General features: G+C 44.7%; 24 protein-coding genes. 11 read left to right on the plus strand and 13 right to left on the minus strand.

Annotation, left to right across the window (positions count from 1 at the left end):
• Nucleotides 1–504 (plus strand): enoyl-CoA hydratase/isomerase family protein (locus AC5EF3_RS13260; protein WP_493548386.1); only part of this gene is annotated, 504 nt, incomplete at its 5' end.
• 38 nt (nucleotides 505–542) lie between these two features.
• On the opposite strand, the gene AC5EF3_RS13265 is transcribed toward AC5EF3_RS13260, so the two are convergent.
• The gene (locus tag AC5EF3_RS13265) at nucleotides 543–1,724 is read right to left on the minus strand and encodes a vWA domain-containing protein (RefSeq protein WP_493548387.1); all 1,182 of its coding nucleotides are present in this window, start codon (nucleotides 1,722–1,724) and stop codon (nucleotides 543–545) included.
• A gap of 30 nt (nucleotides 1,725–1,754) precedes the next feature.
• On the minus strand, nucleotides 1,755–2,597 hold the full coding sequence (locus tag AC5EF3_RS13270) for an AAA family ATPase (RefSeq protein ID WP_015828678.1): 843 nt from the start codon (nucleotides 2,595–2,597) through the stop codon (nucleotides 1,755–1,757).
• 212 nt (nucleotides 2,598–2,809) lie between these two features.
• Here AC5EF3_RS13270 and egtB point away from each other — a divergent pair, with 212 nt between their 5' ends.
• Both egtB and egtD read left to right on the plus strand, forming a co-directional pair.
• Nucleotides 2,810–4,078: an ergothioneine biosynthesis protein EgtB gene (gene egtB / locus AC5EF3_RS13275; protein WP_493548388.1), complete on the plus strand. Its 1,269-nt coding sequence runs from the start codon at nucleotides 2,810–2,812 to the stop codon at nucleotides 4,076–4,078.
• On the plus strand, nucleotides 4,078–5,013 hold the full coding sequence (gene egtD / locus AC5EF3_RS13280; protein WP_493548389.1) for an L-histidine N(alpha)-methyltransferase: 936 nt from the start codon (nucleotides 4,078–4,080) through the stop codon (nucleotides 5,011–5,013). The genes egtB and egtD overlap by 1 nt, the downstream gene beginning before the upstream one ends.
• On the opposite strand, the gene AC5EF3_RS13285 is transcribed toward egtD, so the two are convergent.
• From AC5EF3_RS13285 to AC5EF3_RS13300, 4 genes are all read right to left on the minus strand, one after another.
• Nucleotides 5,010–5,801, minus strand: a complete 792-nt coding sequence (locus AC5EF3_RS13285; protein WP_493548390.1) for an SDR family oxidoreductase — start codon at nucleotides 5,799–5,801, stop codon at nucleotides 5,010–5,012. The genes egtD and AC5EF3_RS13285 overlap by 4 nt on opposite strands.
• Entirely contained in the window at nucleotides 5,776–6,450 is a 675-nt protein-coding gene (locus AC5EF3_RS13290; RefSeq protein ID WP_493548391.1) for a histidine phosphatase family protein, read from the minus strand. The genes AC5EF3_RS13285 and AC5EF3_RS13290 overlap by 26 nt, the downstream gene beginning before the upstream one ends.
• A gap of 43 nt (nucleotides 6,451–6,493) precedes the next feature.
• Nucleotides 6,494–7,321, minus strand: a complete 828-nt coding sequence (locus AC5EF3_RS13295; protein WP_493548392.1) for an SDR family oxidoreductase — start codon at nucleotides 7,319–7,321, stop codon at nucleotides 6,494–6,496.
• 125 nt (nucleotides 7,322–7,446) lie between these two features.
• A complete protein-coding gene (locus AC5EF3_RS13300; RefSeq protein WP_493548393.1) occupies nucleotides 7,447–9,126 on the minus strand; it encodes an AMP-binding protein in 1,680 nt (559 codons plus the stop codon).
• A gap of 128 nt (nucleotides 9,127–9,254) precedes the next feature.
• Here AC5EF3_RS13300 and AC5EF3_RS13305 point away from each other — a divergent pair, with 128 nt between their 5' ends.
• Together AC5EF3_RS13305 and AC5EF3_RS13310 are read left to right on the plus strand one after the other, a co-directional pair.
• Nucleotides 9,255–10,163 (plus strand): LysR family transcriptional regulator, encoded by a 909-nt coding sequence (locus AC5EF3_RS13305; RefSeq protein ID WP_493548394.1) that lies wholly within the window; start codon nucleotides 9,255–9,257, stop codon nucleotides 10,161–10,163.
• A 114-nt stretch (nucleotides 10,164–10,277) separates the two neighbouring features.
• Complete coding sequence (locus AC5EF3_RS13310) at nucleotides 10,278–11,120, plus strand: class II aldolase/adducin family protein (RefSeq protein ID WP_493548395.1); 843 nt, start codon at nucleotides 10,278–10,280, stop codon at nucleotides 11,118–11,120.
• Between the two features lie 50 nt (nucleotides 11,121–11,170).
• Here the strand turns inward: AC5EF3_RS13310 and AC5EF3_RS13315 are convergent, their stop codons facing one another.
• Nucleotides 11,171–12,055, minus strand: coding sequence for a LysR substrate-binding domain-containing protein (locus AC5EF3_RS13315; RefSeq protein WP_493548396.1), 885 nt, complete (start codon nucleotides 12,053–12,055; stop codon nucleotides 11,171–11,173).
• 167 nt (nucleotides 12,056–12,222) lie between these two features.
• On the opposite strand from AC5EF3_RS13315, the gene AC5EF3_RS13320 reads away from it, so the two are divergent.
• From AC5EF3_RS13320 to fghA, 3 genes are all read left to right on the plus strand, one after another.
• Nucleotides 12,223–13,332, plus strand: a complete 1,110-nt coding sequence (locus AC5EF3_RS13320) for an S-(hydroxymethyl)glutathione dehydrogenase/class III alcohol dehydrogenase (protein WP_015828688.1) — start codon at nucleotides 12,223–12,225, stop codon at nucleotides 13,330–13,332.
• A gap of 14 nt (nucleotides 13,333–13,346) precedes the next feature.
• Nucleotides 13,347–13,724 carry a VOC family protein gene (locus AC5EF3_RS13325; RefSeq protein WP_493548397.1) on the plus strand — a complete coding sequence of 126 codons (378 nt, stop codon included), beginning with the start codon at nucleotides 13,347–13,349 and terminating at the stop codon, nucleotides 13,722–13,724.
• Nucleotides 13,725–13,798: 74 nt separating this feature from the next.
• A complete protein-coding gene (gene fghA / locus AC5EF3_RS13330; RefSeq protein ID WP_493548398.1) occupies nucleotides 13,799–14,644 on the plus strand; it encodes an S-formylglutathione hydrolase in 846 nt (281 codons plus the stop codon).
• Between the two features lie 256 nt (nucleotides 14,645–14,900).
• Here fghA and AC5EF3_RS13335 read toward each other — a convergent pair whose 3' ends face one another.
• A complete protein-coding gene (locus tag AC5EF3_RS13335; protein ID WP_493548399.1) occupies nucleotides 14,901–16,316 on the minus strand; it encodes a sugar porter family MFS transporter in 1,416 nt (471 codons plus the stop codon).
• 379 nt (nucleotides 16,317–16,695) lie between these two features.
• Here AC5EF3_RS13335 and AC5EF3_RS13340 point away from each other — a divergent pair, with 379 nt between their 5' ends.
• Complete coding sequence (locus AC5EF3_RS13340) at nucleotides 16,696–17,193, plus strand: flavin reductase family protein (RefSeq protein ID WP_493548400.1); 498 nt, start codon at nucleotides 16,696–16,698, stop codon at nucleotides 17,191–17,193.
• Nucleotides 17,194–17,286: 93 nt separating this feature from the next.
• The gene (locus AC5EF3_RS13345) at nucleotides 17,287–17,889 is read left to right on the plus strand and encodes a TetR/AcrR family transcriptional regulator (protein WP_493548401.1); all 603 of its coding nucleotides are present in this window, start codon (nucleotides 17,287–17,289) and stop codon (nucleotides 17,887–17,889) included.
• Here the strand turns inward: AC5EF3_RS13345 and AC5EF3_RS13350 are convergent.
• Both AC5EF3_RS13350 and AC5EF3_RS13355 read right to left on the minus strand, forming a co-directional pair.
• Nucleotides 17,886–18,500 carry a TetR/AcrR family transcriptional regulator gene (locus tag AC5EF3_RS13350; protein WP_015828694.1) on the minus strand — a complete coding sequence of 205 codons (615 nt, stop codon included), beginning with the start codon at nucleotides 18,498–18,500 and terminating at the stop codon, nucleotides 17,886–17,888. The two genes, AC5EF3_RS13345 and AC5EF3_RS13350, sit on opposite strands and share 4 nt — an antisense overlap.
• Nucleotides 18,501–18,607: 107 nt before the next feature.
• Complete coding sequence (locus AC5EF3_RS13355; RefSeq protein WP_493548402.1) at nucleotides 18,608–19,732, minus strand: glycosyltransferase; 1,125 nt, start codon at nucleotides 19,730–19,732, stop codon at nucleotides 18,608–18,610.
• 249 nt (nucleotides 19,733–19,981) lie between these two features.
• Here AC5EF3_RS13355 and AC5EF3_RS13360 point away from each other — a divergent pair, with 249 nt between their 5' ends.
• Nucleotides 19,982–20,968 carry an alpha/beta hydrolase gene (locus tag AC5EF3_RS13360; RefSeq protein ID WP_493548403.1) on the plus strand — a complete coding sequence of 329 codons (987 nt, stop codon included), beginning with the start codon at nucleotides 19,982–19,984 and terminating at the stop codon, nucleotides 20,966–20,968.
• Nucleotides 20,969–21,084: 116 nt separating this feature from the next.
• Here AC5EF3_RS13360 and AC5EF3_RS13365 read toward each other — a convergent pair whose 3' ends face one another.
• Genes AC5EF3_RS13365 through AC5EF3_RS13375 form a run of 3 tightly spaced genes read right to left on the minus strand, consistent with a single transcriptional unit; the run spans nucleotide 21,085 to nucleotide 24,652 of the window.
• The gene (locus AC5EF3_RS13365; protein WP_493548404.1) at nucleotides 21,085–22,263 is read right to left on the minus strand and encodes a response regulator; all 1,179 of its coding nucleotides are present in this window, start codon (nucleotides 22,261–22,263) and stop codon (nucleotides 21,085–21,087) included.
• Nucleotides 22,263–23,294, minus strand: a complete 1,032-nt coding sequence (locus AC5EF3_RS13370) for an HDOD domain-containing protein (protein ID WP_493548405.1) — start codon at nucleotides 23,292–23,294, stop codon at nucleotides 22,263–22,265. The genes AC5EF3_RS13365 and AC5EF3_RS13370 overlap by 1 nt, the downstream gene beginning before the upstream one ends.
• On the minus strand, nucleotides 23,291–24,652 hold the full coding sequence (locus AC5EF3_RS13375) for a sensor histidine kinase (RefSeq protein WP_493548406.1): 1,362 nt from the start codon (nucleotides 24,650–24,652) through the stop codon (nucleotides 23,291–23,293). The genes AC5EF3_RS13370 and AC5EF3_RS13375 overlap by 4 nt, the downstream gene beginning before the upstream one ends.
• Between the last annotated feature and the right edge of the window lies 1 nt (nucleotide 24,653).

The raw sequence follows: 24,653 nt of genomic DNA on the forward strand, positions 1-24,653 counted from the left end.
GACGCACTTCGTGAATGCCCAAAGCCCATTATCGCCGCAGTCAATGCACACGCGATTGGCATTGGACTCACAATGCTACTTCATTGTGACCTCGTTTACGCACATGAAAGCGCTACTTTTGGCGCACCATTTGTAAAGCTGGGCGTTGTGCCTGAAGCAGCGTCATCCATGCTTTTACCTGAAGCAGTCGGTATGGCAGTTGCCAACGACATTTTGCTAGCAGGCAGAACATTAAACGCTCAAGAAGCGCTCGACTTTGGGCTAATATCGCGCGTCTTCAGCGATGCTGATTTCAAGCCATCAATAGAGGCCCTCGCGCACAGCATTGCAGGTTCAGCCCCTGAATCTATGCGCAAATCCAAGGATTTGATCCGCAATTATCGTGGTAATATGACAGACCACATGAATGCTGAATTCTCTGATTTTGCCGACCAGTTAAAATCACCCGAATTTGCCGAAAGCATCGCGGCTAAAATGCAAAAACGTAAGCCTGTTTATAAATAGGTCTTCGTATCAGAGGGCAGATACGCTGCCCTCATCACTTATCTAGAACCGCGTAAATTCGTAATCGCGCGGCCAATACCATCCACTGTCAGCGGATACATGCGATTATCAATGATTTCTCTAATCATTTGATTAGATTGCGTATAATTCCAATGCTCTTCACGCTCTGGATTAATCCAAGAGAATTTAGAATACACATCAACAAGCCTTTGCAACCAAACAGCTCCCGGCTCTTCATTCATATATTCAGATGCGCCGCCCGGCATAGCAATTTCATAAGGTGACATCGCAGCATCACCCACAACAATCACTTTGTAGTCATGCGGGTATGTGTGAAGTATATCCCACGTATTCAGCTTCTCAGTCCAACGACGTGAATTGTCCTTCCACACATAGTCATAGAGACAATTATGGAAGTAGAAATATTCCATATGCTTGAACTCAGCACGCGCCGCTGAAAACAGCTCTTCAACAAGTTTCACATATGGGTCCATTGACCCACCAACATCAAAAAAGATCAACACTTTCACAACATTGCGGCGCTCTGGACGCATCTTGATATCCAGATATCCAGACCGCGCCGTTGAATCGATTGTATTCTTTAGATCAAACTCTTCATCTGCTCCTGAACGTGCAAAATGACGAAGCTTACGCAAAGCCATTTTTAGATTCCGCGTTCCAAGCTCAACGCTGTCATCAAGATCTTTAAACTCACGTTTATCCCAGACTTTAACAGCCTTTTTATGACGGCTTTTGTCTTGTCCAATGCGGATGCCTTCAGGATTATAGCCATTAGCACCAAAAGGAGATGTCCCGCCCGTTCCAATCCATTTATTGCCGCCTTCATGGCGCTCTTTTTGCTCTTCAAGTCGCTTTTTCAACGTCTCCATCAGCTTGTCCCAACCACCAAGCGCCTCTATCTGCGCTTTCTCTTCTTCGGTCAGGAATTTTTCGGTCAGTTTACGCAGCCATTCCTCTGGAATGTCTTTTTCTAAACCTTCCGAAACACTCTCTAATCCTTTGAAAACATGCCCGAAAACTTGATCGAATTTATCTAAATTACGTTCATCTTTCACCAAACTAGCGCGAGAAAGATAATAGAAATTCTCTACCTTTTTTTCAGCAAGATCAGCATCCATGACCTCCAGAAACATAAGGTATTCTTTGACAGATACAGGAATGCCCGCCGATTTTAATTCATAGAAAAATTTTGTGAACATAGCGGATAAATCCAGCCAATCTATAAAAGCCTAGCGTTCTCTGCGCGCCATAAATGCCAAACGCTCAAACAAGTGAATGTCCTGCTCATTCTTTAGCAAAGCACCATGCAAAGGCGGAATCGCTGTGCGTGCATCATTCGTCCGTAAAGTCTCCGGATCTATATCCTCAGACATCAATAATTTCAGCCAGTCGATCAATTCCGATGTAGATGGTTTCTTTTTCAGACCCGGCACTTCTCGCATATCATAAAAAGTGCTCAAAGCGTTCGCGACAAGACGTTTTTGAATCTCAGGAAAATGGACATCCACAATGGCTTTCATGGTGTCTGCATCTGGAAATTTGATGAAGTGAAAGAAACAGCGACGCAAAAACGCATCCGGTAGTTCTTTTTCATTATTAGAGGTGATGATCACCAAAGGCCGTTTTTCGGCTTTTATAGTCTCTCCAGTTTCGTACACAAAAAACTCCATACGATCGAGTTCTTGAAGTAAGTCATTTGGAAACTCAATGTCGGCTTTATCAATTTCGTCAATCAGCAGGATTGGCTGGTCATCCGCAACAAATGCTTCCCATAATTTTCCGCGTTTAATGTAATTGCTAACGTCAGCGACTTTTGGATCACCCAACTGAGAATCTCTAAGCCGAGAGACTGCATCATACTCATACAGCCCCTGCTGGGCCTTTGTTGTGGATTTAATGTGCCATTCAATAAGCGGGCGACCAAGAGCTTGCGCCACTTCATGCGCCAACACAGTTTTACCTGTCCCCGGCTCACCTTTAATCAAGAGAGGTCGTTCCAGAGCAATCGCTGCATTCACAGCAACCTGCAGATCTTCAGTCGCGACATAGGTTTCAGATCCGGAAAATTTCATCGTCTCATCTCTTTTCGTATTTAATGCACTTAACATTAGATACGGCATAAACCCACGACATCAAGATCTAACGTCGGGGCATGCATGCGCACTATTTTTGTGTTTTGATATTATCATGAAACACTCACTAGATGCTGCTGACATATTTTTGTTGGTCACAAGGTATATAAAAGTCAGCATGAGACTGGCGCAACAAACTATGAGGAAGACACGTGTTCACAAACACTCACCCACAAAACACCTCAAAAGATGCAGATCTCGCTAAAAAATTTACAGCAGTTCGGGAACGCACAGTCTCGATGTGCAAAACGCTATCCGACGCAGATGCGACAGCTCAATCCATGCCAGATGCAAGTCCAGCCAAATGGCATTTAGCGCATACTAGCTGGTTTTTTGAAGAATTTATCATCGCCCCAGAATTAGATGAAAGCGCCAGATTTAATCCTGCTTACGCCTATCTCTTCAACTCCTATTATGATGCGGTTGGGCCGCGCCATTTGCGCAATAAACGCGGCTTGCTCACCCGCCCGAGCCTAGAAGAAATTTATGCTTATCGTAATCATGTAAACACGCATATGCATGCCTTAATCCAACAGGGTAAAGTTCCACTCGATATTCTGGAATTGGGCATAGCCCATGAAGAACAGCATCAGGAACTTTTCTTAACTGATATCCTGCATCTCTTTGCCCAAAATCCGCTAAAGCCAGCCTTTACAGAATTTCCCGCGCAGCCGGACACAAGCGCAGCAACCACTCCCCCACTTTCTTGGACACAATTTGAACCTGCTACACCGCAGATAGGACATACAGGAGATGGTTTTGCATTCGATTGTGAAACACCCCTCCACCCAGCTCTGACGCCAGCATTCAAACTCGCAAATCGTAATGTCACCAATGCTGAATGGATCAATTTTATAGAAGCGGGTGGATATGAAAATTCCAAATATTGGCTGTCTGACGGGTTTGCCACCAAGACACAAAATGAGTGGCACGCTCCTCTTTATTGGGAAAAAAAAGACAATGCATGGTGGACAATGACTCTTTGCGGCTTTGCGCCGGTCGAACTTGATGCCCCCGTGTGTCATATCAGTTTTTACGAAGCAGATGCATATGCCTGTTGGGCAGGTGCTCGCCTCCCCACAGAAGCAGAATGGGAACATGCTGCTAAACAAACGGGCGCAACAATTCCATCCTCATCTCCGCCACTAAAACCCCTGGCACAAACCGGTGATACACTTACGGGCATGTTTGAAAATGTCTGGGAATGGACTGCCAGTGCCTTCCTGCCCTATCCGGGGTTTCAAATAAATGACGGCGCTATTGGCGAATACAATGGCAAATTTATGAGCGGGCAAATGGTATTACGAGGCGGCTCTTGTGGAACTTCACCCGCACACACACGTTCCACTTATCGAAACTTTTTTCACCCTGATAAACGTTGGCAATTTTCCGGCCTTCGGCTCGCAAAGGATATCACCTAATGCAAGACCTCATGACTCGCCCCGATTGTGAATTTCTATCCGATGTTATCTCAGGCTTGTCCTCAGCTCAAAAACGCTTGCCATGCAAATATTTCTACGATGAAAAAGGCTCTGACCTTTTTGAACAGATCACAAATCTTGATGAATACTACCCGACACGCACCGAACTAAAACTTCTAAAAGAATGCGCGCCGGAATTCTCAGCTCATATTCCCCAAAATGTACGCGTGGTGGAATATGGTGCAGGCGCTCTACGCAAAATCCGTATTTTACTTGATGCGCTTGAAACACCATCTGGATTTGTACCCATTGATGTCTCCGAAACATTTTTGCTCAACGCGTCCAAACGCTTGCAAACAGCATATCCAGAATTAGAGGTTTCGCCCGTGACTGGAAACTTCCTCGACCCAGAACTAAACATCCCCTCAAGCGATGACCCATCTCTTGGTTTTTTTCCCGGCTCCACACTTGGAAATCTAAATGATAGAGAGATAAACACCTTCCTCTCAAAAGCCCGCCAAGACTTATCCGAGAATGGTCAATTCCTGCTTGGTGTAGATGTAAACCAAAATCCTGAAACGCTAATTCCTGCCTATAATGATGCAGATCAAATCACGGCGGAGTTCAACAAAAACCTGCTCGCTCGCATCAATAATGATCTAGATGCGGATTTTGATCTCAGCGCTTTTTATCATGACGCCCGTTGGAATGACGCAACTGACACGATTGAAATGCACCTCGTGAGTAAAGAAAACCAAACCGTTACGATAGATGAGCAAACTTTTGAATTTCTCGCTGGTGAAACCATCCACACAGAAAATTCACGTAAGTTTTCAGTTTCGAAAATTGATCAACTTGCCCAAAACGCGGGCTGGAACATCCAGCATGTATGGACATCACCCAGCCCCAGCATGGCTCTGTTTTTACTTAATTAAACCAGCTTCATTACCCAAGATAATGGCAAATTCCTCATTAGAAATCCCATTGGTGCCCAAGGCCAAGCGGGAACGCAGGCTTTCTCTTTCTTGGCCTCAATAGCTTTGACGAGAAGATCACACCCCTTATCATTCGAGACAATATAAGGCGTTTTCCCCTTAGGTGCCTGCGCTGTCATCTCGCTCTCAATATAGCCGGGGAATATCGTGGAAACTGTAATTTTTGGCTTTCGCAACATATCCGCCCGCATACATTCAGCTAAATGCGCAACCGCAGCTTTACTTGTGGAATAACAAGCAATTGAGCTTCTCAAACCACGCATCGCGCTCATAGAAGAAATGATGACGAGATGCCCTTCTCCTTGCTCACGAAATATCTGCATACTCGCTTCTGATTGAGCCAGAGCAGCAATAAGGTTTGTTTCCAGCACAGCTTTGTTTTTCTGAAAGCCGCCCTTCCCGATAGGTGCTCCCGAACCAATACCTGCATTGATGATGATACGATCAATTTTGCCAAACCGCGTTTTGAAATCTTCAAAAACGGTGAACACAGCATCATGATCATTCACATCTAAAGGTGCCAATTCAACGCGAGCCAAAGGCGCAGCAGATAAAATCTCAAATTTCAATTCTTCTAGTTTTTCAATACGCCGCGCACACAAAGCCAGATCATAACCTTTCTTTGCAAAGCGAACAGCCATACCTGCCCCCAGACCGGAACTTGCACCTGTTATAACAATAACTGGACGACGATCTGCTTTATCAGCGATGGGTGATGAGTTTGGCATCTTCTGCCTCCAAATGGTGATGTTGATTAAAAGCAATCATATGTGTGCGATTGGATGAGACCGAGATCGTGGTGACACTTGCATTATGAAGCACGCGCTCAACCTGACGTGTGGTTGCTTCGCTTAAGTCCATAACTTCTTGAACAACGGCGCTGATCGGACCGCCAGATGAAAACACAAACGCTGTTCCATCTTTTGGAAGCGAATTGGCTAGATCATGAATGGCGCTGCGAATACGCAATCGAAAATCAGATCTGCTTTCATTGTAGTCTTGATCATTTTCGCCATCTGCCCAGCGTTGAACAGCTGCATCATATATGGCCTGGAATTCAAGGTTTGGATTCTTGGATTTGGCAACGAAATCGCCAATAGCCTGCGAGGAGTCAAACTCAGGTCGCATCGCGCCAATGATATTTAAATAATCAAATTCATTCCATCTTGGATCTTGCTCATATGCCACTCCAGCGGCAAATCCCTCAGCGGTCTGACGATGACGCTTTAACGTGCCACTATAGAGTCTCCCTGCCCCCTCGCGCCACATTGCCTTTCCTAAGACCTTCGATTGTAAATGCCCGATTTCAGACAGATTATCGTAATCTTTAGCCCCAAAAGAAGCCTGTCCATGGCGGACGAAATGAAGTCTTGGCATCTTAATGCACTACCTTTTTGTCATCACAATTGTGATCTTTTAATTAGCTTTCAGGGCGAGCCATACGTTCAGCTATTTGCGCAACCTGTCCCCGCAGCATATTTAGGAAATCTGCAAAAGGCATTGATTGCTTTGCTTTTAATGCTTGTTCCGCTTCTGGATGCGTAAAAATGTGTGACGTATTCTTCCGAATGCCGTCAGCAATTTTTTCTGCAATTTCATCTGCGCCTATGCGTGCGCGCTCAACCAAACGCTTCGTCATTTGCTCCGATTCTGCACTACTTGAGCGCATATTCTTTGCCAGATCCGTTCTAAAAAAAGCAGGACATACAACTTGAACACCGACATTATACTTTTCAAACTCCAGCATAAGCGTTTCAGACATTGCAATAACGGCTGCTTTAGTCGCGTTATATGCCGCAGCATCAGGCATATAAAGATAACCCGCCATTGACGCGACATTGACAAAACGTCCAGAGCCTTGGGCTTTGAATAATGGCAGGAAAGCTTTGGTGGATCTCACAATTCCCAAAATATTGATATCGATAATCCATTGCCAGTCTTCAATAGACACCTTCTCAATGGGCCCCATTTGCGCCACACCAGCATTGTTCACAACCAGATCAACGCCGCTCCAATTGTCAGATAACCATTGTGCTGCATCTTCCAAATCGTTGGAAGTACACACATCACAATGCAGATAAGCAGCTTCGGCCCCTATATTTTTCAGCTCTGCAAGAGTTGCTTCACCGGCTTTGTCATCAATATCGGCAATGCAGACTTTCACCCCCTGTTTGGCGTAATTTAGCGCAAGTGCTTTGCCTAAACCAGCAGCTCCACCCGTTATAAATACACGATCTATTTTACGCATCTTCCGCCCCTATTTTGAATAATAGGCCCGTCCTACCAACGATACTGAGCCAGATTTTATTATATTCTGCACCATCTCCACACATCATTTAACGTGCGGGTCCATTTATGGATTTACGAACGAAACTAGCGCAAATCTTTTCGCAAAACCTTGCCTACAGGTGATTTTGGCAAAACGTCGATAAACTCTATGTGTTTAGGGCGCTTGTATCCGGTCAACTCATCGCGGCAGTATTGACGAATATCCTCTTCAACCAGATCCGAATGTGACTTCACAACAAACACTTTAACGGCTTCGCCAGTCTGTTCATCAGGCACACCAATAGCAGCTGCTTCTGCAACGCCCTCTAAGCTGGCGAGTACATTTTCAATTTCATTACAATAAACATTGAAACCAGAGACAAGGATCATGTCTTTTTTCCGGTCAATAATTCTTACATACCCTTGCTCGTCAAATCGACCGATATCACCGGTGGCAAAATACCCATTCTCACAAAAAGATTCTTTAGTGGCTTCAGGTCTATTCCAATAGCCCGCCATAACATTGGGACCTTTTATCCACATCTCACCATCTTCACCAATTGGCACTTCATTGCCGTTATCATCTCGAATGGAGATGAGAATAGATGGCGCAGGTAAACCAACTGAACCTGTAAATTCAGACTGCGGATAAGGCGTACATGTCCCCGCTCCGGTTGTTTCAGTCATGCCCCATCCCTCAAGAATGGGTTCACCCGTCAATTCTTTCCATTTTTCAGCAGTATTTCTATGCGTTGCTGTTCCGCCAGCGATAAAAACTCTCGATTTAGAAAAATCAACACTGCCAATATCTTTGTGACTAAGAAGGCCCGCATATAATGTGTTTAATCCCATCATCATATTGAATGGGGATTTGGCCATCACTTTTACCATAGAATCTTGATCACGCGGATTGGGAATAAACACTGAGCGCGCGCCCATAAATAATCCAAGTGATACAATATAGAGCGTAAACACATGATATAATGGCAAAGGTATCAAAAACTTTGGCACATCAATTTTGGGTTCAATATTGAGTGCAAGATCGACCCAAGCACCCGAACATTTCGCAGCAGCTAAAAGATTTTTCTGCTGAAGAATTGCGCCTTTTGAAACGCCTGTTGTCCCGCCAGTATATTGCAGAACTGCCACATCATCTTGATGATGTGTTTGCGGCTTCCATTGAAGAGATGCTCCGCGCTGGAGGAAGTCTTTATATTTCTGTGCCGCTGGAATATCAGATGGCAAAACACTCTTCTTCACATGGCGTTGAACAAAATTTGCCAAATGCCCTTTAACGCCGCCAATTGTATCACCGATTGTCGTAACAATCGTATGCTTCACAGGTGTTTTGGAAATCACTTCTTTTAGGGTTGTCGCAAAGTCTTCAAGTATAAAAACAACTTCTGCACCACTATCATTTAACTGATGCTCTAATTCGCGCGGCGTATAGAGCGGATTTACACTCACCGCAATCAATCCCGCCCTAAACACACCAAGCAAAGTCACAAGATATTGCGGGATAGTCGGCATCATAATCGCAACACGTGCGCCGTCATCCAACTTCATAGCTTGAAGAGATGCCGCAATCTGCGCCGATTCTTTATCTAATCGAGCATAACTCCAAACAGCACCAAGGCATTCAATCGCTTCACGATCAGCGAATTTTTTCATGCATTCATTGATGACTTCAATAAATGTATCATCACCCAGATCAATCGACGTGGGGATGCTATCAGGATAATTTTTTGTCCAAAATGGTGCTTGCGCACTTGTGTCGCTTGGCATTGTTTCTTCCCCGTAAACTGCTCGTATGAGCTAAGTCAGTCTATCTCTTCGGATGATCTGACATACATAGTGTATCACCTTCTCCCTTCATGATTGATGAATCAAGTGATATATATTAAACCAACACTATGAATAAAATTCACAACAGAACAGACAGACTCGATTTAAATCTGCTCAAAGTCTTTGAAGCGGTTTATCGAGAACAAAATCTAACCCGTGCGGCCAACCTCTTATCGCTCAGCCCCTCCGCCGTCAGTCATGCCTTGCGCCGCCTAAGAGCCCACCTTAACGATCCCCTCTTCGTCAAAGAGGGACGCATCATGCGACCCACGCCTGTGTGCGCCCGTATGGCACCAGATTTACTCGATGAGATAGACCGGCTGCGCGCCCTTCTGCAAAGCTGGGGAAAATTTGACCCAGCTCAAAGCAAAATCGTTTTCACCATCGGAATGCCCGATGCCATGGAAATTGTTTTCTTTCCTGAATTTGTCGAAAAAATCCGGCAATTGGCTCCAAATGTACGCATTATCAGCGCCAGATATGATCGCAATGAGATGGTCGCCTCTCTATCAGGCCATACACTCGATATCTGCGTAGACATCGCGCTCCCAACCTCAAAGCAATTGCGCCACCATCCACTCACGGCTGATGATTGGTGTATTGTTTCCAAAACCCACACAATACAAACGGCAGCCGATTATCTCGCCCAAGAACACATCGCTGTATCCGCCAGAACCGTTGGCACAGTGCTTGAAGATTCTGCATTGGAACAACGCGGCATTTTCAGAGACGTCAGAGTTCGTTGCCAAAACTATCTTAGCGCATTGGCCATCGTTGAGCGCTCGGACCGAATTTTAACCATGCCCAAAAGACTGGCCCAATCCATGATACAATCGCGCCCGCTCAAAATTCAAGATGTACCATTCTCCATGCCGCCTATTGAGCTAAACCTATATTGGCATTCCGACAATGAAGCAGATTCAGCCAATAAATGGCTGCGTGAAATTGTGATAGATACAAATGATATCTTCTCCTAAACTCTAAAACAGGCATGTCTAGGCGTAAATTAATTTGTCAAATCGTAAAGAAGTTGACATTTTTTTGAGCGCGTTCATCGTATAAAAAAACAATCAAAATAAGTGAGGAAACACATGTCTGAGTCGAACGCCATGAACAAAGAACCCGGTTTTGGTATTCCCGATCCGGCAAATTTGGAATCCATAAAAGGATCTGTGTCTGAAGCAGAATGGAGTTTACGTTGCCAGCTTGCTGCCACCTATCGCCTCTGCGCCATGTATGGCTGGACAGACCTTGTTTTCACACACATTTCTGCCCGTCTTCCTGATGAGCCCAATGCCAATGGCGACATGGAAGAGCGTTTTTTGATCAATCCTTATGGCTTGCTTTTTGGTGAAATCACGGCCTCCAGCCTCGTCAAAATCGACCTGAATGGAAACATCTGTCAGGACACACCCTATTTCATCAATCCAGCCGGTTTCACCATCCACAGCGCCGTGCACGCCGCACGTGAAGACGCCGGTTGCGTCATCCATGTCCACACACCTTATGGCATTGCAGTATCCGTTCAAAAAGCCGGCTTAAGACGCTACACCCAGTTTTCAATGCAGGTACAAGATGATCTCGCCTATCATGATTATGAAGGCATTGCGCTTGATCTTGATGAACGTGAGCGCATCGTCAAAGATTTGGGTTCCAAAAGTCTACTCATGCTACGCAATCACGGCACATTAACAGTCGGCCCCAATTGCGCCATTGCTTTCTTGCGCATGTATTTCCTTGAAAATGCCTGTAAGGCCCAAATACTCGCTCAAGCTGCTGGCAGCGAAGATGCTTTGCATGAAGAACCCGCAGAAATGGGAAACAGGGTTTATTCTCAAGGCGCTGCCGCCTTCATGCCGGGCATGGGGGACAATCTTGTGTGGCCTGCCCTCATCAGAAGCTTAAAAAGAACCAATCCTGGCTATGATCAATAATCCTCTCTTAGCATAAAGGCGTGCCTCACCCTTTTTCAGGAGCGCACGCCTTAAACGCCCTCTCCCTTTAAAGCTTTATCCGACTTTAAAAGGTCCAGTAACCGCGTCACTTTCGGCAATAAGTGACGCCGCTCAGGGCACACAGCCCATATTGGTTCAAAGACGCGGCTTTCAGTCTCCAATACATGCACCAATTTCCCCGATTTGAGATAATCAGCGACATAAAATTCCGGCAATTGGCATAACCCCATTCCAGATAATGCGGCATCCCTAACGGCCACCCCGCTATTGCATCGCCACCGCCCCTTGGGCAGCCAACTCACTTCTGATCCATCAACTTTAAATCGCCAATGCGTCGATGTTCCGGCCAAACAATTGTGATTTTCTAAATCAGCAATGCTTTCAATGCGACCATGTTTTTCAAGATATTCTGGCGCAGCACACAAAATAAGCCGACGCGAAGCAATCCGCGTGACGACAAGCTTGGAATCCTCAAGATACCCCGTGCGAATAGCCAAATCAAAGCCTTCTGATGTCAGATCAATAATCCGGTTTGTCAGATGAATAGACACAGAAACATTGGGAAATTGCTCTGCATATCGCAGCAATATTGGCGCAATAAAACGCTCGCCCATAGACATAGAACACGTCACCCGCAATTCACCTTGCGGCTCACCACTTCCCGTTACCATGGCTAAAGCTTCATCGCGGTCATCCACAAGCTGGCGACATTGTTCAAATAATGCACGGCCTGTATCTGTCAGCGTCACCTGCCGCGTCGATCTAAAAAACAATGGCGCGTGGATACGGTCTTCAAGCCCCATCACTGCACGGCTCACATGCGAGGTTGATTGCCCTAGATATTCAGCCGCCAGCTTGAAATTTCCGCGCTTTGCCACCGCCACAAATTCTTCAATCCCAAGCCATTTATTCATCAACACATTCTCTTATTTCCAATCAGATGGGCTTCAATCTCTTTTAAAATTCATGACAAGATAATTATCCCTATATTGCAATAATATATTTCAATATTGTTTGTTTATCGCAATACTAGGATTAGGTATACTTTCCAAAATTGCAAAATCCAGAATGAGTTTCCATCATGAAGACACGTGCCGCCGTTGCATTTGAAGCAAAAAAACCACTCGAAATCGTCGAATTGGACCTTGAAGGCCCAAAGGATGGCGAAGTCCTCGTCGAGATCATGGCAACGGGTATTTGTCACACCGATGCTTACACATTAGATGGTCTTGATTCTGAAGGTTTATTTCCATCTGTCCTCGGTCATGAAGGCGCAGGAATTGTCCGTGAAGTGGGTAAAGGCGTCACCTCTGTAAAGCCCGGCGATCACGTCATCCCGCTCTACACACCCGAATGTCGCCAATGTAAATCCTGTCTTTCAGGTAAAACAAACCTATGTACAGCCATCCGCGCGACACAAGGCAAAGGCGTTATGCCGGATGGGACATCTCGTTTCAGCTATAAAGGTCAAACAATTTTCCATTATATGGGCTGCTCCACTTTCTCAAACTTCACAGTCTTGCCAGAAATTTCTGTCGCAAAAATCAGAGAAGACGCGCCATTTGATAAATCTTGTTATATTGGTTGCGGCGTGACAACCGGCGTTGGAGCCGTGACAAATACAGCCAAAGTAGAAGCTGGAGACAATATCATTGTTTTCGGTCTTGGCGGTATCGGCCTCAATGTTTTGCAGGCCGCTCGCATGGTTGGTGCCAATAAAATTATTGGTGTTGATATCAACAATGACAAAGAAGAATGGGGCCGCAAATACGGCATGACCCATTTCGTCAACCCAAATGAAATTGAAGGCGATATCGTTCAGCACCTCGTCGAGCTAACTGATGGCGGCGCAGAATACACATTTGATTGTACAGGCAACACAGTCGTGATGAGGCAGGCACTAGAAGCATGTCATCGCGGATGGGGTGTTTCCATTGTGATCGGTGTTGCAGAAGCAGGCAAAGAAATTGCCACACGACCATTCCAGCTGGTGACGGGACGCGTCTGGAAAGGTACGGCCTTTGGCGGCGCCAAAGGTCGTACTGATGTCCCTAAAATCGTTGACTGGTACATGAATGGGAAGATTGAAATCGACTCCATGATTACCCACACCCTTACCCTAGAGGAAATCAACAAAGGATTTGACCTGATGCATGAAGGCAAGTCTATTCGATCTGTCGTGGTTTACTAAATAGGGAGAAAACAATGTACAGTCACATGATGGTCGGCACAAACGATATGGAAAAGTCGAAGGCTTTTTACGATGCGCTCTTCACATCGGTCGGAGGCAGACCAGGACGGATAGACCCCAAAGGTCGCTGTGTTTATGTTCACAATGATAATGTATTCCTTGTGACACCGCCAATCAATGGCGAGCCAGCCACATGCGGCAATGGCATGACGATTGGATTTGCGATGGCAAACCCAGAAGAAGCCGACGCATGGCACAAGGCCGGCGCTGCTGCGGGTGGAGAAATGATTGAAGATCCTCCCGGTTGGCGCGAAAGCGGAGACATACGCCTTTATCTCGCTTATTTGCGAGATCCAGACGGCAACAAATTATGCGCCTTACACCGCGGATAACTTAACCTGACATATATCCCGAAAATGCACTGTGTTTTCGGGATATTTTTAATTCTATCCCCAGCGAGCATTTCATGACCCTGACAACAATTTCCACCAATTTATCTCATGGCGGCGTACAAGGCGTTTATTCACACGCCTCCACATCCACAAACACAGATATGACATTCTCTGTGTTCGTCCCGCCGCACAAAGAAGGTGAAACCTTACCAATCATCTGGTATTTGTCCGGCCTTACGTGCACGCATGCCAATGTCACTGACAAAGGTGAGTTTAGAGAAGCTTGCGCCAGACTTGGCGTCATACTGATTGCACCTGACACCTCCCCCCGAGGAGAAAATGTGCCTGATGATCCAGATAAGAGCTGGGATTTTGGTTTAGGTGCTGGCTTTTATGTGGATGCGACCCAAGCCCCATTCGATAAGCATTACAAAATGCGCACATATTTAGAAAAAGAATTGCCGGAACTTATCGTTTCATCTTTTCCGGTCGATATGTCTCGCCAATCCATCATGGGCCATTCTATGGGCGGACATGGCGCGCTAACAATTGGATTGCGCAATTCTGACCGCTTCAAATCTGTATCTGCATTTGCCCCTATCGTGTCGCCACTCAATTGCCCTTGGGGTGAAAAAGCACTCACTGGCTATATTGGCCCCGACAAATCCAATTGGCGTGAATATGATTCTTGCGCATTGATTGAAGATGGTGCCCGCGTTTCTGATCTGCTAGTCGACCAAGGCAGCAAAGATAATTTTCTGGAAGAACAGCTAAAGCCAGAACTCTTAAAATCAGCGTGTGAAACCGCAGGACAAAAACTCACATTGCGGATGCAAGAAGGTTATGATCACAGCTATTATTTCATCTCAACTTTCATGGCCGACCATATCGAATGGCACGCTAAAAAACTGAAAGCCTAATTCCATAGAAAGGGATTTATCTCTTCGAGATGATGATTTGATATTCAATTGATATTCATTGCAGACAAAGCGCGCAAAACCGCACCACTACGACAACAAAAACGACGCATTTTTGGCACAAAAGTTCGACATAAACACGTCACTAAATTGAGTTAGAACTGTTCTTTCAAGAGAACAAACCACATGTCTAACGGTCATTAAAACGAAAAAACCAGCAACCCGATTTTCACATCCGGTTGCTGGTTTTTAAATGCGTTTACATTTCTTCGAGGGTTTTACCCATTGTTTCTTTTACAAACTTGAAGACGAAGATCACAGATATTCCAGCAGCAACCGCATACAGCGCATAAGCACTAAACAAGCCTGTTGTCGCGAGCAAAATCGGGAATGTCATCGTGATGCCAAAGTTGGCAACCCATTGGAAGAATCCACTGACAGCCAGACCTGAACCACGCACCTGATTTGGGAACATTTCGCCAAGCATAACCCACATGACCGGTCCCCAACTGAAGTTGAAGAATGCCACATATATAACAGCAGCAATCAATGCCACAGGCCCTAGTCCAGCCGGTAATGCAAGCCCTGTTTCTGTGACCGAAGCCATAGAGAAGACACCTGCCATCACTGCCAGAGATGCCGCCATCCCAATAGAACCAATTAATAACAATGGCTTACGGCCCATTTTATCAATAAGCGCCATCGAAACTAACACAGCTCCAATACTTACAGCCCCCATGATGACATTGGTCAACAAACCGTCTTCTTCGGTGAAGCCAACAAACTCCCAGAGAACTGAACCATAGTAAAAGATCACGTTAATACCAACAAATTGTTGGAACACGGCCAAACCAATACCAACCCAAATAATTGGACGAATGCCCTTACCTTCTGGATCAAAAATATCTTTCAAGCTTGGCTTGTGATCAGCTGCAAGTGTGTCTTCAATTTCCTTGACAACAACACCGGCTTTTTGCTCACCCGCAAGACGCGTCAGAACACCGTGTGCTTCATCCTTTTTACCGGCCGAAACAAGATATCTTGGGCTTTCAGGAATAAGGAATAGTGCAAAGAAGAAAATCGCCGCTGGGATTAATTCCACCCAAAACATCCAGCGCCATGCCTCAAAGCCCATCATGAATTCAGCCGTTGAATCACCAGCGACTTTCACAATGAAATAATTGCTAACAAAAGCAGCCGTCAAACCAACGATAATCGCAACCTGCTGAATAGACGTCAAACGCCCACGTAGATGAGGCGGTGCAATCTCACTAATGTATGCAGGTGCCATCACACTAGCTGCACCCACTGCAAGACCACCTAAAATACGATAAATGATAAATTCATTCGTAGTGCCAGCAATACCAGAACCCCAAGCACTAATGACGAAAAACACTGCAGACATTAGCAATAATGGCTTACGTCCGAACATGTCCGCCAAACGGCCAGCAGCAGCAGCACCGACAGCACAACCAAGCAGCATTGAGGCCACGCTAAATCCAGTTCCAACGGAGTTAGATTGAAAAGCGACCTGCAAACCTTTAACAGTGCCGTTAATCACGCCACTATCATACCCAAACAAAAAGCCGCCAAGTGTGGCGACCGTTGTAATCAAAATAGCTAAACCGATACCATGAGTATCAGGTTGAGCACTTGTCGTTTCCTCTAAGGACATACCTTTTTCCCTATTTTTATTGAATTGGAGGTCGCCCGTATTGTCCCGTATTCTCGTTGTATTTTTAATTTTTTTTCACACAAGCAAATTTGAGGTCAAAAATCAATCTTGAAGATCAGATTTACCATAAGAAATTCAATGCATAAGAAAGTCGCCCTAGATACAATGTAATCTTTTTAGCTCTGTATCATTGCCCCTTGTAACTTGATCCAAATACATTTTTCAGACAAATTGAAACCATGTTTCTAACTTGTTTTAGAAACACATTACGAAATTTAGAACTTGCGTTTATATTGACTTAGCGGGTTTTCAACAGCCTCACCCTATTCTATTCATAGACTGAAATTTACATCACGATGAAGGGTGCCCAAGAAAAACAATGGATATTTTTTCACCCGAAGAAAATGCTCGCGCATTTCGAAGCGCTCTAGGTAGCTTTTCAACTGGTGTCACTATTGTCACTACGCAGTCAAAAGACGGCCCAATCGGCATAACAGCTAACAGCTTCTCTAGCCTTTCACTCAATCCAGCTCTTGTCATGTGGGCACCTGCAAAACAATCATCACGATATGAGGCCTTTATAAACGCAGAATTTTTCGCAATTCACGTACTGACCTATGAACAAAAATTTGTATGTGATGCATTTGCCAAATCCAAAAACAAATTTGAACACTGCGATTATCTTCTAAACGAATACAATATACCTATTATAAATGATTGTTTGTCTGTTTTTGAATGCAAAAAACATAAAATACACGATGCTGGAGATCATTCCATTATCATTGGCAACGTTCTTAGAGCACGTCAAAAACCCGGAAACGCGTTGATATTTTCTCAAGGCTCATTTATCTCGGCGAGCGCATTTCAACCAGACTAGCTCTATTTACGCTACGACAATATTTAACTTTGAAGAATTCATTCCTATATTAAAGGTCTAATACACCCCCAGCTTCAATATAAGGGATCCCCAATGGGAAGGAGTGAAATAGAAATCGCAAAAGCAATTGATATTTCCATGGAAATTTTCAAACGCGACGGATATGAGCGCACGGGAATAGATAGTCTAGTTGAAGCGACTGGATTGAATAGATACGCAATCTACCAACAATTTGGCGGCAAAAGAGAACTATTTCTAGCAGCCTTGCATCGTGATCACGATCTCACCATTACTGAATTAACAGACCGCTTGGAAAATCGTAAGACGTCTGCAATGGCCACATTGAAAGAATACATGCTCGGCCCACTAGAAGACCTTGTCGGAGCATGTTGCAGCTCAGAAATGCCTGGATCACTAGTATGTCAGGCAACTTTTGAGCTGGCACCACACGATCCTGTTATTGCCCAAAGCGTGAAAGTTTTCATGGACAAAAAAGTCTCTGCTATGGAGAAAATTTTCCAGATAGCCCAAGACGATGGATCACTTCGTGAAGGGATCATGCCAAAGGATGCTGCGCTAATGGTTATAACCACCATGTATGGCTTAACCGCCCTGTCACAGTGTTCAGAAAGCAAACATTTATTAGAAGCTTCTATGAACTCAACCTTGGCAATATTGTCAGCAGAAAAGCTCTAATCAATTGCACCCAGAGTTTGCCCTAACCCTTGATTAATGAGTAGCGAAATACTTTCAGCAACCTCTTCAGCATTCATATCAAGTTTACCTGAGGCATGCGCTTCTAAAACTGAGTTCACTGCCCCAGCAACAAAATGCGTAGACACCTCAATATCTAAAGCGGACAAGCCAGAATGCGGTACTTTTTCAGCCCGAATGAGAACCATCTTCATCCAGTAACTGCGCATCAATTCCAAGGCTTCATTACCAGCGCGCCCCGCAGCAGCACTAAGCAATATTCCATCATTTTCTTGTAACATCTCAATATAATAGAGCAGCAGAACTTTTACTCGCTGTCGCGGCAACAACTTCTGATCCACATCAATTGTCCTAAATTTTTCCAATAAAGTTTGCATCAACTCATCGACATATTCGATAGCGATCGCCTGCAAATCCTTATAATTGGAATAAAAAGTCGGTCGTGTGACATGTGCAGCTTTTGATATTTCTTCTATTGTTATTTTTTCTAAGCTCTTCGTCCGTAGTATTTTTGCTAAAGCCTTTTTTAATTTCTGACGACTTTTAACCCGACGACCATCCAATTTGATGATTTTAGAAACATTCTCTCTCACAATTTCCACCCCTACTATTCTCGCCTTTTCAATTCTAGATTTTTTCTAGAACGAATTTGACGACTTCTCATTATCTCTTTTTTCTCAACCGAACACTTACCTAGAATTTATTTACGCCAAGTATACAAACTTGTAGCTGCGTAATTCCACACCGCGCCAACGATAATGCCTGCTAAAGCCGACAACACCCAGTGCATTTCTTCTGCATACAGGAAATTCGCTATGCCAACATTTGCAGCCCCTCCCAGAGAGCAAATGCCCATGAAACTCAACAAACCGGTGAACCAATGTATTTCTGTTCGGCGTTTGTCTCTATAGGTGAGCTTATTGTTGAGCCAATAATTAAAGACCATCGAAATTGCCATCGCGGCAGCCTGCCCCAAAAAAAACGACTTCTCCACCACTTGATAAATCACAGTCAGAGTCAGGAAGTGCACGATTATTCCAAGCCCACCCACAAAGGCAAAAGAAACAAAACGCACAGGTAGCAAAAAACCGACTTTTTTATCTATCAACAGCATCGTAAAATCCCATGCTGCCGAAGTATCCAGCTTGCTCTCGCCTTCTTCTCGAATGCGGAACGTGTATGGGATTTCTGCAACCTTAAGCGCTGGGCGCGCAGTCGTCAGAATATCTAGTAAAATTTTAAAGCCCAAGCCTGACAATCCATGCACGACACCAAGTAATGTTTGTCGGCCAACGAGGAAAAATCCACTCATCGGGTCGCTAAGTTTAACTCCGGTCATTTGCTGTGAGACCCACGTTGCAAAGCGACTAATTTTCTCACGGGTTCCATCCCATTCTCCCGTTGATCCCCCCTCCACATAACGAGTGCCGATAGCGATATCAGCTCCGTCTTTTACAGCTGTTAGCATTTGAGGAATTATTGTTTCATCATGCTGCAAATCACCGTCAATAACGGCAACATATTCAGCCGTTGACGACATCATGCCTTCAATCGCTGCAGACGAAAGTCCACGCCGACCAACACGGTGAATTAACCTGACACGGCGATCTGTTGAAGAGATGTCACTGACGGCGCCGGCGGTTCCATCCGGAGAGTCATCATCAACAAAAACAACTTCCCATTTTATACCGTTTAAAGCCGCATCAAGCGCCGCCACCATGCGATCCACATTACCAACCTCTTTGAAAACAGGAACCACAATCGTCAATTCAATGCATGGAGACAATCTATCAGTTTCACTAACAAGGCTATTTTCCATCGACATGACCAACTCCCACCTTGTCGCAATGTTCAAGCTTATAGGCTAATTCCCTCGTGCTACAAACCGCGAGCGACTTCATCTCCCCCAGACTAAGCTTAAAGGCCCCCCAGCGGTTACAGCCCCAAGGCCGCTACGTTAAGTTTATCTTTTTTAAGCTGGCTTTGATTTAGGTGTTTTCAACCTCCATTTTCAATGCAAACCTTAAGAAAAAGCACAGAAAAAAGCATTGCATATTGAGGGGAAGAAACACTCATGATCAAATCACACGCGGCGCTCATATCCATTAGCTTAAGCGCGCTCTTTTTAAGTCATTGCACAAGTCACGAAACGATTGCACCTCCTGAAACGGCCAAAGTATCGCATCTTTCAGAACCAATATCTCAGCCTATAGCCGCTTCTGATAAGGGACAATTTATAAAAATTGCTGAGTTTGAATCACAATTCATACAACCGCGCGGTCTAACGATATGGCTCCCCCCCGGATATGATCCGAATAACCAAAAATATCCTGTGATTTATGCTCATGATGGCCAAAACCTTATGGAAACAGAAGGTTCATATCGCGGTGTTGAGTGGAATTTAGATGAAGTTTCAACGCGGCTAATAAAAGAAGAAAAAGCACGCCCTGCAATTATTGTCGGCATATGGAACACGGATAAACGTTGGTGGGAATACGCCCCTGAAAAAATCATCAACAACCTTCCTGAAGAAGCCTTTGCTGTTTCTGAGGATAACCCTGAAGGCGTTAAACCCGAATTATATAGCGATGCATACCTGAAATTCATCGTCGAAGAACTAAAGCCCTATATCGACTCAAAATACGCCACTGCCCCCGGGCGGGAAAATACGTCTATCATGGGCTCAAGCATGGGCGGTCTCATCTCTTTATATGCCCTTGGTGAATACCCAGAGGTGTTTAGCAAAGCCGCTTGCCTCTCCACGCATTGGGTTTTGGCTCGTCCTGAATCTCCCGCTGCAAACGCAGCCACACAAGCTATATTGGCTTACCTTGATAGTTCTAAAATCGGTGAATATCCCCAAACCATTTGGTTTGATCACGGCACTATCGAACTGGATCAATACTATGCCCGTCATTCAGTCGACATTGAAGCATGGTTTCGTGAAAATGGTTGGGATAAAAATGCCGCCCAATTCCGCGTTTACGAAGGAACTGGTCACAAAGAAGAATACTGGGCATCAAGAGCACACGAATATCTTGCATTCTTAATGGCACAATAATGACTCAAAATGACGGTGTACAATATGAGGTTCGCCCTTGTACTGCACACCGTCAATTATTGGCTCTAGATATGTTCGTCATTATATAACGTCCAACAAAACAGATATTCAATCGGTTATGCTGCCGTCGCCGGTTCGCGTGACACATTATTGCACATGCCTCGCACGATCTTCACTTTATTTGTGATTTTTTGATGCCTGTTTATCTGTTCTAACTTGCTAATTACGCTTTTGGTTACGTTTTGCCCAGCTGCCAGAAGTAACCGGCCACTACTATCGTGAAGGTCCTCCACGAGAACATCACCTTCTAACAAATAAAATGCTTCAACCTCTTTCAGCACCGCATTCGAAGCATCTGTTTGATCACTCAAAATACCACGTAACAATGCAAATATGGACTGGCTAACTGGCGCAAGTCCATTGCTCAGCTTATCGAGATGTTTCAACTCGACTGAACCAGTTCTCAAATCTGCATAAAAAGATGCATTTATAAGCAATTGTAAAAGCAGTGCTGATTTTGGCCGTGCCTCTGGCGCAACTGCCTGACACGCGCCATCACAACTCAACAGCAAAATACGCGAGATTTCACTGACCCTGGGAATATTGTTCAGCAACTGTGAGATAGATAAATATGATGCGGCCAGCAATTTATGATCTTCAGTGTTCAAATCCTCTCCAGCATTTCTTTTCGCAATCAGATCATCTGGCAGCAAAAGATAACTGAGCGGCCAAAGCTTTGATGCGACCTCCAATTCCCAAACATCATCAATGTCCAGAAATTTCGCTGCTTTTACAGCCCATGTATGGACGAGATTTGCACGCTGAAATGCTTTGGGATGAGTCATAGATAGCATGTCGGTCAGCAAGTTAATGCTACCTGTCAATGTTTCCTCGAGGATTAATCGTTCATTTTTCAACATCAAATGATGTGCATGAGCCTGCTTGACCACTTCCAGTATTTCATCTGACGTACATGGCTTATTGAGAAATTTAAAAACAGCACCATCATTAACAGCCGATACAGCTGTTTCTTGGTCATTATTTCCAGTAAATAAAACCCGAACTGTCAGAGGGAAATGCTTGGCAATCTTGGCCAAAAAGGTTGTGCCTTTCACTTGGGGCATATTCTGGTCTGAAACAACAACCGAAAACGGCCCTTTTTTCTCCAAACACCTCACGCCTTCCAACGCACTCTCTGTTACGGTGAGATCAAATTCCTTACGAAATTGTCTCTTTAAGCCCTGTAAAAGCGCTGGATCATCATCCACAAATAGCACACGTATTTTATCACTCATTACGCTACCGCCTTATCAAACATAAGTGAGGCCAGCGCGTTGGCGCGATCACTCGGATCGACAAATCTATCCGATTGTTGTGTGTTCAAAGATGAAATCATTGCGCTCATATGTGCAGGAATGCCCAATAAACATGCCGCATATCCAGAAACACTAATTGCATTCAAATGCAGAGACGCAGCATCCAAGCCCATATCAGTCCCAGCCACGAGAGAATCTCCGGCCCACGAAAGTAAACCTGTTGAATAAGCTGCCTCTGCTTCTGTTTCGCTTGTCCCTCGCTCAAGGGCCAGTTCATACAACATTTGCGCACACTTCACTGCGCAACTGGAAATGTCTTTGAGCGCTTCATTATTTGATTCGGTGGTTACTTGATCGACGAGACGGTTCGTCTCAAGTAAGGATCTAAGAACATCCGAACCAATGGTTGTCACCGCCTCGTATATGCTCAACGTATTGGCCGGTTTTCCAAAATACGCTGAATTTGCTAATTGAAAAATTCGTAAGGCCAATGTGGGTTCTTTGGATACTATATTCGCAAATTCACTCAACCCTGCTTCACGAGACAATGCTCTCTTGGCTTGCGCAACAATATCGGCCGCGCAAGGCAATGTTCTCAAAGCAGATGCCACTCTAGCCTGATCATTGGACGATAGCCGGCCTAAAAATGAAACAGGCAGATCTATTGCACGAACAAGTTCTATATTTTGACAAGGCTTCGACAGAAACTGATGGGAACTAAGAACAGTTCGATATGTAAGTTCCTTGTCTGCCTCGCCCGACAATACGATTCTGACATATCCCTTATTGTTTTCAGCGGCGAAATTTAAAACATCCGCACCATCTTTAACCGGCATACGCATATCGCTCACAATGGCATCTACATCATTCTCAGATAACCATTGGATGGCCTCGGGACCGCCTTCCATAAACACCATATCCCATCGGTTTCTCTCAGGGCGCAACATGCGTTTCAAGCCGCGTAAAACATTTGGCTCATCATCGACAAACAAAACTGTGGGATTGCTCATGATACACCTCCAAATTCACGCGGTAATGATATCGTAAATGTAGTGCCTGCGCCTTCGCTCGATACCACCTTTATATCGCCACCGTGCTTTTGCTTTATTATATTGTAAGAAATGGCTAGGCCTTGCCCAGTTCCTTTTCCCACATCTTTTGTTGTAAAAAACGGATCAAAAATACGACCAACAACGCTCTCATCCATGCCACATCCAGTATCTGAAATATCCAGATAAATGCTCGTATCATCAAATCTGGTTTGCAGCGTAATCGTGCCTTTATCCCCTGACCCCAACTCATCAATGGCATCAGCCGCATTTACAATCATATTCAATAGAACTTGATTTACATCTCCTGGGTAACACACAACTTCAGGCAGATTAGGGTCAAAAAGGAATTCAACATCAGCGAGATATTTCCACTGATTTTTACAAAGCGTTGAAGAGGAAGAAGCAAGCTCATTTAGATTTATCGATTCAGCATCGCCTGAACCGGGATGAGAAAATTCTTTTACAGCTTTTACAATTCGAGCAACTTGATCAAGGCCATAGAGCGACTGCTCTAATGAGGCTGGCAATTCTGCTTCCAAAAACTCAAGATCAATTTCTTCTTTTTTTGCTTCAAGCTCCGCGTCCGAATACTTTGAATCTTGCAAACGCATCAATGCCATCAAATCCGCAAAGCTGTCTTGCAAGAAACGCAAATTGTCTCCAACATACTGAATAGGCGTGTTAATTTCATGCGCGACGCCACTAGCTAACGTTCCCAATGCTTCAAGTTTTTGCGCTTGGGCCAGCTCTTTTTCTAGCACTTCTCGTTTTGCATCATCTTGTTTACGTCTCGTGATATTGCGAACAATCCAAACATATTGCTTGGACCGTGGCGCATCTTGTTTAACTAGTGTCACGCCAATCTCTATAGGAACTTGATCTCCATAAATCGTTATTCCGACTGTTTCGTATATTCTTGCCTGACCGAGTTCTTTTTGTGCTTGTCGTACGACATGTGGAACATCGAGATCTGCATGAAAAAGATCGATGATTTTTAGATCCAGCAAGGTTTCTTGACACAGATTAAAAATCTCCATGCCAGCTTTATTCACCCGCAAAATGTGAAAATTCGCGTTGGTGAGAAAAATACCACCGACAGTATTATCAAGAATAATATCAAGCTGCTGTCTTTGTTCTTCTAAATGGTGCGCAACTTTTTCGAGTGCTTGATTAGATGCGATGAGCGATTTGCTTTTATCCTTCAAAAGACACTCAGCACTTTTGCGTGCAGCGATTTCCCGCTGAAGGCGCTTTTCTAACTGTTCATAAGATTTGCTGCCTGAAAGTGGCGCTGCATGTGTTGAAACGGCCCCCATG

It is taken from the genome of Hirschia sp., from assembly GCF_058892565.1.

Bases quoted from the DNA above. Each gene is read 5' to 3' on its own strand.
- AC5EF3_RS13265 (WP_493548387.1), bottom strand. From the start codon at position 1,724: ATGTTCACAAAATTTTTCTATGAATTAAAATCGGCGGGCATTCCTGTA.
- AC5EF3_RS13270 (WP_015828678.1), bottom strand. From the start codon at position 2,597: ATGAAATTTTCCGGATCTGAAACCTATGTCGCGACTGAAGATCTGCAG.
- egtD (WP_493548389.1), top strand. From the start codon at position 4,078: ATGCAAGACCTCATGACTCGCCCCGATTGTGAATTTCTATCCGATGTT.
- AC5EF3_RS13285 (WP_493548390.1), bottom strand. From the start codon at position 5,801: ATGCCAAACTCATCACCCATCGCTGATAAAGCAGATCGTCGTCCAGTT.
- AC5EF3_RS13290 (WP_493548391.1), bottom strand. From the start codon at position 6,450: ATGCCAAGACTTCATTTCGTCCGCCATGGACAGGCTTCTTTTGGGGCT.
- AC5EF3_RS13295 (WP_493548392.1), bottom strand. From the start codon at position 7,321: ATGCGTAAAATAGATCGTGTATTTATAACGGGTGGAGCTGCTGGTTTA.
- AC5EF3_RS13300 (WP_493548393.1), bottom strand. From the start codon at position 9,126: ATGCCAAGCGACACAAGTGCGCAAGCACCATTTTGGACAAAAAATTAT.
- AC5EF3_RS13305 (WP_493548394.1), top strand. From the start codon at position 9,255: ATGAATAAAATTCACAACAGAACAGACAGACTCGATTTAAATCTGCTC.
- AC5EF3_RS13310 (WP_493548395.1), top strand. From the start codon at position 10,278: ATGTCTGAGTCGAACGCCATGAACAAAGAACCCGGTTTTGGTATTCCC.
- AC5EF3_RS13315 (WP_493548396.1), bottom strand. From the start codon at position 12,055: ATGAATAAATGGCTTGGGATTGAAGAATTTGTGGCGGTGGCAAAGCGC.
- AC5EF3_RS13320 (WP_015828688.1), top strand. From the start codon at position 12,223: ATGAAGACACGTGCCGCCGTTGCATTTGAAGCAAAAAAACCACTCGAA.
- AC5EF3_RS13325 (WP_493548397.1), top strand. From the start codon at position 13,347: ATGTACAGTCACATGATGGTCGGCACAAACGATATGGAAAAGTCGAAG.
- fghA (WP_493548398.1), top strand. From the start codon at position 13,799: ATGACCCTGACAACAATTTCCACCAATTTATCTCATGGCGGCGTACAA.
- AC5EF3_RS13335 (WP_493548399.1), bottom strand. From the start codon at position 16,316: ATGTCCTTAGAGGAAACGACAAGTGCTCAACCTGATACTCATGGTATC.
- AC5EF3_RS13340 (WP_493548400.1), top strand. From the start codon at position 16,696: ATGGATATTTTTTCACCCGAAGAAAATGCTCGCGCATTTCGAAGCGCT.
- AC5EF3_RS13345 (WP_493548401.1), top strand. From the start codon at position 17,287: ATGGGAAGGAGTGAAATAGAAATCGCAAAAGCAATTGATATTTCCATG.
- AC5EF3_RS13355 (WP_493548402.1), bottom strand. From the start codon at position 19,732: ATGTCGATGGAAAATAGCCTTGTTAGTGAAACTGATAGATTGTCTCCA.
- AC5EF3_RS13360 (WP_493548403.1), top strand. From the start codon at position 19,982: ATGATCAAATCACACGCGGCGCTCATATCCATTAGCTTAAGCGCGCTC.
- AC5EF3_RS13365 (WP_493548404.1), bottom strand. From the start codon at position 22,263: ATGAGTGATAAAATACGTGTGCTATTTGTGGATGATGATCCAGCGCTT.
- AC5EF3_RS13370 (WP_493548405.1), bottom strand. From the start codon at position 23,294: ATGAGCAATCCCACAGTTTTGTTTGTCGATGATGAGCCAAATGTTTTA.
- AC5EF3_RS13375 (WP_493548406.1), bottom strand. From the start codon at position 24,652: ATGGGGGCCGTTTCAACACATGCAGCGCCACTTTCAGGCAGCAAATCT.